Below are 12,017 nucleotides of genomic sequence, written 5' to 3'. Positions count from 1 at the left end.
CTTCGATGACTGCATCCTAAGGAGACTCTGTGACAACTTTGTTACAACGTTTGATTAATATTGCTTCGCACTATGACCACCATTGGTCGAATATGCTTGCAGACCGCTGCTACGGCGTTACCATGCTGTCAAAACAACTCATAACATAAGCAGTAACAGGCCAACTCATGACAGCGTTTGATGATGATAAACCGAACCCCCGCGGCGAACTGACCCTTCAGGTAGTGCCACTTCCTTCCGATACCAATGCGAATGGCGATGTATTTGCCGGCTGGCTGGTCAAGCAAATGGATATTGCCGCCGCTACCATGGCCGGGCGAATTTCCCGTGGCCGCAGCGCGACAGTCGCCATGGACCGGATGGAATTCCTGTCGCCACTGCGCGTGGGCTCCCAGGTAAGCTGCTATTGTGAATTGGTGGACATCGGGCGCAGCTCCATGAAGATCAATGTGGAAGTGTGGATGCTGGACCGCTTCGCCAAAACCCCGAGAAAGGTCACCGAAGGCTTATTTGTCTATGTGGCGATTGATGATCAGGGGCGCATTCGGGAAGTGCCAGACCAACCGTAATAAACGATCGACCGTCGAAGCCTTGCCCTGCCCCTGAGTCACGCGAGTGATTTGACAAAAAGGTATATCCGCAAGGCTATTCCCTCTGTGGGCGACCAACCTGACAAAAGCAGTTCATCCTGTAAGCACTGGTCCTTTTGGATAGTTGCCGCCCGCACCTGTATGTTCTACGCTCCCTAATCAATAACAACCATATTGTGCATCGCAAGAGATATTTAGGGAAAGCTACCGTGAAACGCTTGTCTACGGGGATCGATGGGCTTGACCAAATCTTCAATGGTAGCCTCGCCCCTGAATCAGTGTGTTTGCTGCGCAGCAATTCGAGACGACCGCACAGACTACTAATTCCTCAATTTCTGAATGTAGACACGATTCAAGGGTTTCAATACGTCAAATCGACCCCCGAAAATGATATCAAGTCATGGCTAGGTCGTTGGTGCGCAAGCCGGAATATCTCGAAAATAACAACGCTTTTGGTGGGCTAGATAGATCCGTGTACTCCCTCAGACAATCGAAAGAACTTGACGAACCGGGTTAAGAAATGACTGAAAATTCAGAATACTCGCCAAACACAAATCAGCCGGCAGAAAACCCGCCTGGACACCGTGAGCACATAGATCGTCAGCTTTTACATTCTGAGAAAATGGCGGCCATTGGCCAACTTGCGGCCGGTGTAGCCCACGAGATCAATAATCCTGTTGGCTACGTGTATTCAAATCTACAGAGCCTGGGCGAGTACCTGTCCGACCTTTTTCGCTTGACCGATGCCGTCGAGTCGGCAGCTTCAATCGAGGACCTTCATCAAATTCGAAAGAGCATAGATTACGACTTCCTGAGGGGCGATCTCGAAGACTTGTTGGCGGAATCCAAAGAAGGCATCGAGCGGGTAAAAACCATCATCGCAGCCATGAAAGATTTCTCCCATACCGAAGAAGAAGAATTTCGCTATGCGGATCTACACGCCGGAATAGACACAACGCTAAATTTGGTAAATAACGAACTCAAATACAAAGCAAACATCGTTAAAGCGTTCGGGGAGCTACCCAAAATAAAGTGCATTATTTCTCAACTGAACCAGGTGACCATGAACCTGTTGGTGAACGCTGCACAGGCCATTGAGGATTTTGGCACTATCACTATTAGCACTTGGCGGGATGGTGACTTTGTCATTCTTGAGGTAGAAGACACAGGGCCCGGGATCGACGCCACCACACTCAACCGAATATTCGAGCCCTTCTTTACGACAAAACCTGTGGGTAAGGGTACGGGCCTGGGATTGTCACTATCCTTCAACATTATTGAAAAACATCGTGGAGAGATCAGCGCCACGAGCACGCCCGGCCAAGGCACAACCTTCCGCGTGCGGCTGCCGGTCCACCAACCACAGGAACCTGCAGATGACTGACGTTTCCGGCGCTGCAGCACAAAATCTCGAGCTGCCAAGCAATCTACGTGTGCTGCTCGTTGACGACGAAGAGAACGTATTGCGCAGTCTTCAGCGGACCTTGCGTCAAGAACCATATGAAGTGGTGACTGCAAAATCCGGTGACGCAGCAATCGCTTTATTGGAGAAAGAGCGGGTAGACCTGATCATCTCTGATGCCCGCATGCCGGGCATGGACGGCCCAACATTGTTGAGCGCTGCCCGACGCCGGTGGCCATGGATCATCCGCATACTTCTCACTGGCTATGCCAATATCAGCTCTACCATCCAGGCCATAAACGATGGCAAGATTTTTCAATATATCAGCAAACCCTGGGACGATGACGAATTGCGCCTGGTGATACGGCAGGCACTTGCATTCCAGTTTTCAGAGCGCCGCCGACTGGCTTTGGTCAAGGTGACACGGCAACAGAACGAAGAGCTGAAAACGCTCAACCAATCACTAGAAGAGAAAGTGGCTGCCAGAACCGAGGAATTACGGCAGACCGCTGATATGCTGGATGCAACGCTGACAGAACTCCGTAAAAGTTATGTAACGACGACCGAAGTCTTCGCATCCCTGTTCAATCAAAGGCTGCCCCCGAACCTGCAAACCCATTCCGAAGTCAGTGCGTTGGTAAAGTCGTTTGCCAGCACCCTGAGCTTGAGTCCTGATGCCATGCGGGACCTGGAAATGGCTGCTGCCTTGCACAATCTTGGCAAAATGGCCTGGCCGGACGACATGCTGAGAACCCCTTCGGACAGCCTGTCCAAAGAGCAGGAAAAGCTTTTCAAACGCTACCCGGAAGCCGGCGAGCAGTTATTGATGGCTCTTGACCCCTTGCAAGAAGCAGCTACATTGATTCGCCATCACCGTGAGCGATGGGACGGTCGCGGCTATCCCGATGGTTTAAAAGGAGACGAAATACCGTTGGGTTCGCGCGTTATTCGTTTGGCCGTTGATTTTGTTGAGTTGCAGGCGGGCATGGTTGTCCGGCGCATACTGGCACGAGACGAAGCTATCAAAGTGATCCGACGACAAAAAAGTCTCCTCTACCCACCAGATCTGTGCGAAGCATTCGCCCGTTTTCTGGAGCATAGCGAGGCAGATCAGGAACCAAGTGATAGTTCGGTGGAGACAGTCTTTACCCATGCTCTCAAGCCGGGCATGGTACTCGCCCGAGACCTCCATGCCGCCTCGGGTATGCTCTTACTGAACAAAGGCAAAGTTTTGTCGGATCGGCTGATCGAAAAACTGATTTCCTTCGAGGCAGGCGAACCTGAAGGAACCCGGTACACGGTGTTCGTTTTCACAGATACTGACGAGAAAAACCCAGAGGCCGGTTAACCATGACTCGTATTCTGCTATTGGATGATGAAACCAATATTCTGACGGCTCTTAAGCGTTTGTTGCGAAAAGAAGACTGGCAATTAGACGCGTTCGCAGATGCCGAAGACGCAATAAGTGCGCTGCAAACCCACAGCTACAGCGTTATCGTTTCAGATTACAAAATGCCCGGGATGGACGGGGTCACGTTTTTGCAGTTTGCTCGCCAAATACAGCCCGATACGATCCGGATGATGTTGAGCGGGCATGGTGACCGCCAATCGATGATCACTGCCATCAATCGAGCTGAGATATATCGGTTTTTGTCTAAACCCTGGGAAGACTATGAAATTCAGGCGGCGATGCGCTCGGCGGTAGATCTATATCAGGTCACGATTGAAAATCGCCGCTTGCTGGACCAGATAAAACGTCAAAACAACCTGCTACGTCAGCGCGAAGAAGAATTGCTCCGCCTTGAGCAGGCCAACCCCGGAATCACGCGGGTGCGCCGGGACAAGGATGGATCCATTATCATCGATGATGAACTCTGAAGGTCGATATGGCGGAATATAATCCCGAGCAAAACAAGCTGAATCTCAAAGTCGTGTTTTACGGCCCGGCCCTGAGCGGTAAAACCACCAATCTGATGCAGCTGCACAATCAGCTTTCTCCCGAGCGCATGGGAGAACTGATGGTGCTGGAAACCAAAGACGACCGAACGCTTTTCTTTGACATGCTGCCCATCGGGCTTCGCTCAGATCACGGTCTAGATTTGCGATTGAAACTCTACACGGTACCCGGTCAGGTAAAGCATGACAGCACTCGAAAGGCGGTCTTGTCGCGGGCTGACGGGATTCTGTTCATCGCGGACTCTCAACCTAACCAGCAAGACAACAATGCCATTGCTTTCGGCAATCTGGAGGAGAATCTCGAGAAAGTAGGTTTGGACATCGAAACTCTGCCCATGGCTATTCAGTTTAACAAGCGTGATATGGCCGGAGTCGTGCAGGAGGAGGAATTGCAGATGCGATGGGGCCACACGCCATGGGCCCCTCTGCAAATGGCAAGCGCAATCAATGGCAAGGGCGTCGTCGATTCCTTTCGTGTTCTGCTTGAACGATTGTACCGCGTTGCTGACAAGGAGCACGGGCTATCACTGAACCACGGCATTGAACGAGCGGACTTCGTAAACCGACTGAGTGCAAGACGACATGATGCGGCAGTTTGAGGATGACCCGTCACTAAGTGAGCTGCTCGACGCCTCTCAGATAAAGAGACTTGAAACAAGTCTCGCTAAACTGGGGGCCCGTCACGCAAAGCTAACTGCGACGTTCAGTGAGGGTGCGGTTCCCGTTGAATTCAACCTGGAAACCGTTGGTTGGCTTAACGCTGATTGCCATCCTGATACTTTGGCCGCCATGGCAGAGCTCGTCGGCTTTATCTTGTTTTTTGTTGCTAAATATCGCTTGGCGGCCAATGTTCACCGCACCTCGACTGAAGCGGGCTACGCGGAACTACAGAAAAAACACAAGGCACTTCAGGAATCTGAATCACGCTACAAGGCATTATCTGACCAGCTTCAAGAACGTGTCACTGAGCAAGTGGCAACCATCCAGAAAGCGCAAAGGGAACTGTACGAAAGCGCCAAGACTCGTGCGATAGGCCAGCTTGCAGCCGGTGTGGCTCACGAGATCAATAACCCCATTGGCTTTATCAAGAGCAATCTGAAAGTCGCCAGTGACTATGTGAACGAGCTGGAAGCGAAGTTGCCTGATGATCAGGAAACCCTCGAGCTACTCGCCGATTTTCGCGACCTGCTCGACGAGTCGATCGACGGGTCGCGTCGTATCGCAACAATTGTTGCGGATCTGAAGACTTTCTCGAGCATTGATCATGCTGATTACACTCAGTGCAATATTAACGAGCTGCTCACAGCATCGTTGCACATGTTGCTTACAAGTCACAGCGACCGTGAACTCGTAATCGACAAACGTTTTGGTGACATTCCAGACATTCCCGGCAATCCGGCGCGTCTTTCCGAAGCCTTTTTCAATGTGTTGGATAACTCAGCCAAAGCAATCGGCGAGAGTGGCAAGATCATCATCAAGACCGCCACGGACAGCAACGGTAACGTCGCAGTGGTGATTCAGGACAATGGGTGCGGCATTCCTGCTACCGAGCAGGAACAAGTCTTTGACCCTTTCTTTACCAGTCGCCCTGTAGGGAGCGGCACAGGGTTAGGCCTGACAGTGGCGCAGGATACGTTGAGGGCTCATAAAGGCCTGCTACGGCTGGACAGCCGTGAGGGGCGCGGCACCCGCGTCACCATGCTTTTGCCTCGTAACTCATAACGCAATCAGGATCCCTATGGCAAAACGCTACGCCTCTCTTTTCACCAGCGATGCTCAGAGCATGGTTGACGAATGTGCAAGTACTGCCAAGCGACAACCCTATCGCCTATTGCTGGTGGATGACGAACCCAATGTTTTGTCCGCCCTGAAACGAGTCTTCAAGCGGGAGAACTACGAACTGTTCTTTGCCAACAGCGCTAGTGAAGCCCTGAACATACTCGAAGAAAATCCAATCGAACTCATCATGACGGACTTCATGATGCCGGGGATGAAGGGCAGTGAACTGTTGCGAGCTGTCCGCGAGCGCTGGCCGAACACCATCCGAATTATGCTCACAGGCCATGCCAACACGGATGCGGTGATGGGCTCTATCAAAGATGGCGCAGTTTACCGGTTCATTCTAAAACCCTGGAATGATGACGATTTGAGACTGACCATTGCGCTTGCGCTGGAGCAGTATGAGCTCATCCAGAAAACGAACAAGTTACAGCAGCAGAACAAGCAGCAAAGCAAAGACCTGGAAACGGTTGCCAAGCTGGGAGCCACGAACCGGAGTCAGCTTGCCATTATGCTGCACAAAAAGGGCTGGTTGAACGCTCAGCAAATTCAGCAACTGCATCGGGAAATGCAGAACCATAAGATTCCGGTCGTCAAGCAACTGCTTAAACACGATTGGCTGGACTTTAAAAAGGTTCACAAACTGCTTCGGGATGAGCTGTTGTTTGAGGAACTCGATTTAAGAGAATTCCAGGTCGATCCCAGTCTGCTTTCATTGGTTCCCCAATCGCTGTGTTTGCGTCAGTTGATTCTGCCGCTGAGGGTTCAGGGCAAGCGGCTCCGCCTGGCTATGGTTGATCCCATGGACATTACCTTGATTGACGAACTTGGGTTCATGAGCGGCTACACAATCCATCCGGTGCTCGCTGAAGCCGGGCAGATGCAGGCAAAGCTGGCCGAGATCTTTGGCGAGCCAAGCAACGACATTGAGGAACTGACCACTCAGATAAGTACCGACGACCCTTACGAGGGTATCGAGATCGTTCTGGATGATGACGACAACGAGAGCCTCGAGCAACTTCTGGGTAGCTCAGAAGAGCCACCGGCTATCCGGCTGGTCAATGGCATTATCCTGGAAGCATTGAGACTGGGCGCCAGCGACATTCATATCCACCCCCGGACCAAATCACTGGTTGTCAGATACCGTATTGACGGGGTGCTTCAGGACAAGATCCACATTCCGACCAGTTTGCTGATGTCGGTGGTGTCGCGCATAAAGGTGATGGCTGAACTGGATATTACCGAACGCCGGCGGCCGCAGGATGGTCGCATAACCGTGAAAACCCCCATGCGAATTGTTGACCTTCGCATATCCACATTGCCAACCATCAACGGCGAGAAAGTCGTCATGCGAGTGCTGGAGAGGCAGTCATCTGCCCAATCTCTGGCTCAGTTGGGGCTTTCGGATCACAACCGGAAGCGGCTGACCCAGGTGGTGGACAAACCCCAAGGCATCATCCTTGCCACGGGGCCGACCGGGAGTGGTAAGACAACCACGCTTTATGCGTTGTTGCAGCACAACGCCACACCTGAGCGTAACTACGTGACCATTGAAGATCCCGTCGAATTCCACGTGGACATGGCCGGGCAAGTACCGGTGAAAGATCGGATCGGGCTGGATTTCTCAACGGTGTTAAGAGCGATTCTACGCCAGGATCCCGACGTGATCCTGCTTGGGGAGATTCGGGATAGCGAGACCGCCGATGTGGCTTTTCACGCTGCCATGACCGGCCACCTTGTTTATTCCACGTTACATACCAGCTCTGCAGCAGCTACGGTCGCGCGGTTGCTGGACCTGAACCTCAAACCGTTTGTCCTCGCCTCTGCATTGGAGGCCATTATTGCCCAACGACTGGTTCGGCGCTTGTGTCCTCATTGCAAAGTACAGGTGGAACCGCCTCGTGAAATCCTGCGTCAATTAGGAGAGGCGTTTGAGAAAACGAATCTCATCCACTATCACGGACAGGGATGCGAGCGCTGCCACCAAGGCTACAAAGGACGTGTGGCGCTGCACGAGGTGCTCACCATGACCGGGAAAATGCGCATCGCCATCACCGAAGGGGCGAGTGCCATGCAAATTGAGACCATGGCTCGAGATCAGGGCATGAAAGTACTGCTTGACGACGCACTTGAAAAGCTGACCCAAGAACTGACGACGGCGGAAGAAATCTACCGTGTGCTCGGCCCTCAGGAACAATATGACTGACCTCCGTAATCGACAGGCGCTAGCGTGGTGTCTTCTTCTGGCGCTCGGATTGAGCCTGTTCGGACTCGGGGCTCTAGTCACTGCAAAGCTATTCGTACGCATTGCATCCAACGGTCTTCCCGGGCTAGTTGAGCTTGGTGGCCCAGTAACCATGGCCATGGGGGCTGAGGTTCTTACATTCGCTTTTGCAGCAAAGCGGTGGGTACAACTCTGCACCGTGTTCGTCATGATACTGTCCGGATTGCTTCTTCTGGTTACCATTATTCCCGAAGGTTGGGCCGGCCTTTCTTTACCTTCTGTGTCTACCCTCCCCGCCCTACCCGCGCTGGTTATTATCGGTTGTCTCGGAGCACTTCTGGGAATGAAAGATCATCCGCCTCGCCCCTTAATTGCAGTGTTGACCTTCGTTGTGGTGACTAGCGGTGCAATTCATTTGATCGTTCCGCGAGAGGTTATGCCGTTCTGGGCCGGGTTGACAATCACGCCCAATCTTGAGGCTGCCACGGCCATGCTCGTCGTGGTGTTTGGAGCCCTGGTGCCGTTTTTGCCGGCTATGTATCGAACTCGCCCTACTTCACTATTCCGGCCAGTGTTCTGGGTTGGCGCCATTGGAATTGGCATTACATTGGTTATTTGGGAAGTCTCCCTGAGTCGACAGCTTCAAGAACTAGACCGGCAAGCGAACCTGATTGCTGATGGCACAATTAAATCCATTGAGCATTTTTATGAAGATGAGTTAAGCAGTGTAATCCGAATGGCAGAGCGCCTCGAAAATCAAGGTGCCGGTATCCCAGCGGCTTTGTGGCGCCAAGAGACAGCGAGTTATTTTCGCGATCTCCCTTTCTTGGAGATGGTTGCCATACTGGACCACCGAATGGGGATACAGCGCCTGGAAACACGGGAATTCAACGTTCGCTTCTGGCTTGGTGATGTCTTTGATACTCCGGCATTTCGTGATTGGTATAACCACCCTCACAAGCACGGAAAGCCTGAGGTGCATTCCAGCGGGATTTTTCGGGGCCCGGATGATCAGGCGTGGGCCTTTTTCTCGGCGCCGATCAGGCTCAGCGATAAGCGGCACTGGTCCTTGCTGGTCCTGGCCGACCTAGAGCGAACACTGGAACGGCTTTCGAATCGCGAGACCGGTGATTTTAACCTGAGGCTGTCTAGCGGTGAGCGGACACTTTTTGATAGCGGCAACATTTCTTCTGAGCAGCAAAAGATTTTGTTACGGAAACACATCGACTTTCCTCACGATGCCTGGACTCTTACGGTCTCCCGCCCACGTCATGAGAGCTACCTGGCCCAATACCTGATTTCGACGCTTATTCTGTTTGGAGGGCTGGTGATGACCGCACTTTTGATGGTCAGCCACCTGTTCGGTGCTATCGCGACCAGTCGAAACAAGTTGCTTGCGCAAAGCAACCATGAACTCGAAAACCACCTTGAGCTTGAGAAAGAACTGCGGATAAGCAATCAGCGAATCATCGATTCCACCAGTGATCTGTTATGCAGTATCGATCGCGAAGGCAATTTTAGATTCGTCAGCCCTGCCAGCACCCGAATCCTGGGTATTCCCCCGGAGGAGATGGAAAACCGCCCTATCCAGACATTTATCCATGAAGCGGACTGGGACAAAACCTTGCGGTTTTTATCGAAGTTACAGAAGGGTGATTCCCGAGGTGTTTCCCAGCTGCGTAATCGCTACTGGCACCGGGGTGGCCAGCTTATCACCCTCGACTGGAAAGCACGGCTATCGTCGGACGATGGCGCGTTTTTTTGTGTAGGTCGTGACGTCACAGTCGAGTTGAAAGCTGAAGAGCTTGCCAAGCAGCGTGAGGCCTTCTTCTCACTGACGCCTGAGATGTTCTGTATTGTCTCACAGGACCGGTTTATCGAGGTTAACCGCGCCTTTCTGGCTGCGCTTGGCTACTCCCGCGAAGAACTCATCGGTCGGTCGTATTTTGACCTTATACACCCAGGCTACCGCCATGTGATCACCAACGCTATGGACGAACTGTGGCGCGGAAAACCGATTTACGAGTTGGAGATTCAGGTATTCCACAGACACGGCGATCTGTGTTGGCTGCGTCTCAATGCTGCCCTGGAAAACCATCGCATTCACTGCTCGGCTCGTGATATTACTCGTGAAAAGGCGATCCAGAAGGCACTGAGGGAAAAGGATCATCTACTCAGCATGGCCGAGAAACTGGGGCGGCTAGGAGGGTGGGTGCTCAATTTAGACTCCCGGCAGACGATCTGGACCAATGCCGTCTGCGACATTCATGATTTGCCCCGTGGAGAAGCGCCAGAGTTGGATAAGGCTCTTTCCTATTACACCAGCGAATACCGACCAAAAATCGAGGAGGCAATCCAGCGAGCCATCGAACTGGGATTGCCGTTTGACCTTGAGGCTCAGATTGTCACCGCCAAGGGGCGATTGCGCTGGGTCAGAGCAATGGGGCAAGCAGTCAGGAGCGCGGCTGATGAGATTGTCGCGCTCCAGGGAGCTTTTCAGGACATTACCGAAAGCAAAGAATCGACGGAACAGATCCGCAAACTAGCCGAACGCCAGGCAACCATTTTCGAGAGTATTACCGACGGTTTTTTCACTCTGGATAAAGATTGGCTAATCACGTTCGCTAACAAAAAGGCCGAGCAGTTGGTAGCGGTTCCACGGCATCGGGCTATCGGTAAAAGTGCATTGAAGGTCTACCCGCAGCTAGTCGACTCTGAGTTTCATCGGCAATTCCGTGCGGCGATGGAAACGGGTGAAACCGCTTCGTTCGAGGCTTACTTCGAGCCGAGGAATCTTTGGCTCGAAGTCAACGTTTATCCTTCAGAAGAGGGGTTGGCGATCTATTTCCGTAGTGTTAACGAGCGTAAACAGGCGGAAAAAGAGCGGGATGCCAGCATGGCAGAACTGAAACGAAGCAACCGGGAACTACAAGACTTTGCATTTGTCGCTTCCCACGACCTGCAAGAACCCCTGCGGAAGATACAGGCATTCGGTGACCGACTGCTGCGCAATTCCAAGAACTTTGACGAACGAGAACAGGATTATCTCCGGCGCATGGAAAGTGCAGCCAACCGAATGCAAACTCTGATCAAAGACCTGCTCTCTTTTTCTCGGATATCTACCCGCGGGCAACCTTTTCAACAATGTCACCTCAATCGCATACTTGACGAAGTCCTTGGCGATCTCGAAACTGCCATTGCAGAAAGTAACGCCCGTATTGACGTGTCGGACTTGCCGGAAATGATGGGGGACCCATCCCAGCTCAGGCAGGTTTTCCAAAATCTGCTAAGCAATGCGATCAAGTTCCGGCGCCCTGATGCGCAGCCGATTGTTCGAGTTTATGCGGAAATGGCGTCTGACCAAGCGTGGGTGCTGGTTGTCGAAGACAACGGCGCTGGTTTCGACCCCAAATACGCTGGCAGGGTGTTTCAGCCATTCCAGCGTTTACATAGCAGAAGCGATTACCCAGGCACCGGAATAGGGCTGGCAATTGTCCGTAAAATTATTGAACGCCACGGGGGATGTATTGAGGCTGAGGGTAAGCCCGGAAGCGGAGCGATCTTTCGTGTCCATTTTCCGAGGCAGCAAACACCAATTGCCACATCTGGCGGGAGAATGCCATCACAGTGAAGCATCCATCTGAAGTTCGAATCTTTATCGCTGACGACGACCCTGACGACCTCCTGCTGATACAGGATGCCTTCGAGGAGAGCGGTGACTCCTTGCTCCTCACGCTGTTTGATAAGGGCGATGCGCTGTTGGCTGCCTTGAAAGAGGCTGCCCACGCCCAGATGCTGCCGCAGCTGATCATACTCGATCTGAACATGCCAGGTACGAACGGGCGTGATGTGATTCGCGATCTCAAGGCCGACCCGGCGATTTGCCACATTCCGGTGATCATCCTGACCACCTCGTCCAGCGAACAAGACATTGTTAAGTGTTTCGAGCTAGGGGCCAGTTCCTACATCGTCAAACCGGCCAGATACAGCGAGTTGCTTCAAGTTGCCCGCTCATTGAAGGATTACTGGACTGAAACCACTGAATTGCCGGGGACGAAGAAATAAT

9 protein-coding genes are annotated in these 12,017 nt (G+C 52.4%); all 9 read left to right on the top strand.

Annotated features, from left to right (window positions below):
- The first annotated feature begins 167 nt into the window (after nucleotides 1-167).
- On the top strand, nucleotides 168-569 hold the full coding sequence (locus JAO79_RS03555; protein ID WP_199005761.1) for an acyl-CoA thioesterase: 402 nt from the start codon (nucleotides 168-170) through the stop codon (nucleotides 567-569).
- A gap of 541 nt (nucleotides 570-1,110) precedes the next feature.
- Nucleotides 1,111-1,974, top strand: coding sequence for a sensor histidine kinase (locus JAO79_RS03550; protein ID WP_199005760.1), 864 nt, complete (start codon nucleotides 1,111-1,113; stop codon nucleotides 1,972-1,974).
- Nucleotides 1,967-3,340 carry an HD domain-containing phosphohydrolase gene (locus tag JAO79_RS03545; RefSeq protein WP_199005759.1) on the top strand — a complete coding sequence of 458 codons (1,374 nt, stop codon included), beginning with the start codon at nucleotides 1,967-1,969 and terminating at the stop codon, nucleotides 3,338-3,340. Before JAO79_RS03550 ends, JAO79_RS03545 begins: the two co-directional genes overlap by 8 nt.
- 2 nt (nucleotides 3,341-3,342) lie before the next feature.
- Nucleotides 3,343-3,870 carry a response regulator gene (locus JAO79_RS03540; RefSeq protein WP_199005758.1) on the top strand — a complete coding sequence of 176 codons (528 nt, stop codon included), beginning with the start codon at nucleotides 3,343-3,345 and terminating at the stop codon, nucleotides 3,868-3,870.
- Nucleotides 3,871-3,878: 8 nt separating this feature from the next.
- Nucleotides 3,879-4,547 carry a GTP-binding protein gene (locus tag JAO79_RS03535; protein ID WP_199005757.1) on the top strand — a complete coding sequence of 223 codons (669 nt, stop codon included), beginning with the start codon at nucleotides 3,879-3,881 and terminating at the stop codon, nucleotides 4,545-4,547.
- Entirely contained in the window at nucleotides 4,531-5,670 is a 1,140-nt protein-coding gene (locus JAO79_RS03530; RefSeq protein WP_199005756.1) for a sensor histidine kinase, read from the top strand. The genes JAO79_RS03535 and JAO79_RS03530 overlap by 17 nt, the downstream gene beginning before the upstream one ends.
- Nucleotides 5,671-5,686: 16 nt before the next feature.
- Nucleotides 5,687-7,933 (top strand): ATPase, T2SS/T4P/T4SS family, encoded by a 2,247-nt coding sequence (locus JAO79_RS03525; RefSeq protein WP_199005755.1) that lies wholly within the window; start codon nucleotides 5,687-5,689, stop codon nucleotides 7,931-7,933.
- Nucleotides 7,926-11,582 (top strand): PAS domain S-box protein, encoded by a 3,657-nt coding sequence (locus JAO79_RS03520; RefSeq protein ID WP_199005754.1) that lies wholly within the window; start codon nucleotides 7,926-7,928, stop codon nucleotides 11,580-11,582. The genes JAO79_RS03525 and JAO79_RS03520 overlap by 8 nt, the downstream gene beginning before the upstream one ends.
- The gene (locus JAO79_RS03515; protein WP_199005753.1) at nucleotides 11,579-12,016 is read left to right on the top strand and encodes a response regulator; all 438 of its coding nucleotides are present in this window, start codon (nucleotides 11,579-11,581) and stop codon (nucleotides 12,014-12,016) included. The genes JAO79_RS03520 and JAO79_RS03515 overlap by 4 nt, the downstream gene beginning before the upstream one ends.
- The last annotated feature ends 1 nt before the right edge of the window (nucleotide 12,017 follow it).

The sequence above is a fragment of the Marinobacter litoralis genome (assembly GCF_016427555.1).
Classification (GTDB): domain Bacteria; phylum Pseudomonadota; class Gammaproteobacteria; order Pseudomonadales; family Oleiphilaceae; genus Marinobacter; species Marinobacter litoralis_A.
This window is presented reverse-complemented; position numbering and strand designations above follow the sequence as displayed.

Coding starts and splice junctions, on each gene's coding strand:
- JAO79_RS03525 (WP_199005755.1), top strand. CDS start 5,687: ATGGCAAAACGCTACGCCTCTCTTTTCACCAGCGATGCTCAGAGCATG.
- JAO79_RS03540 (WP_199005758.1), top strand. CDS start 3,343: ATGACTCGTATTCTGCTATTGGATGATGAAACCAATATTCTGACGGCT.
- JAO79_RS03535 (WP_199005757.1), top strand. CDS start 3,879: ATGGCGGAATATAATCCCGAGCAAAACAAGCTGAATCTCAAAGTCGTG.
- JAO79_RS03545 (WP_199005759.1), top strand. CDS start 1,967: ATGACTGACGTTTCCGGCGCTGCAGCACAAAATCTCGAGCTGCCAAGC.
- JAO79_RS03555 (WP_199005761.1), top strand. CDS start 168: ATGACAGCGTTTGATGATGATAAACCGAACCCCCGCGGCGAACTGACC.
- JAO79_RS03520 (WP_199005754.1), top strand. CDS start 7,926: ATGACTGACCTCCGTAATCGACAGGCGCTAGCGTGGTGTCTTCTTCTG.
- JAO79_RS03530 (WP_199005756.1), top strand. CDS start 4,531: ATGATGCGGCAGTTTGAGGATGACCCGTCACTAAGTGAGCTGCTCGAC.
- JAO79_RS03550 (WP_199005760.1), top strand. CDS start 1,111: ATGACTGAAAATTCAGAATACTCGCCAAACACAAATCAGCCGGCAGAA.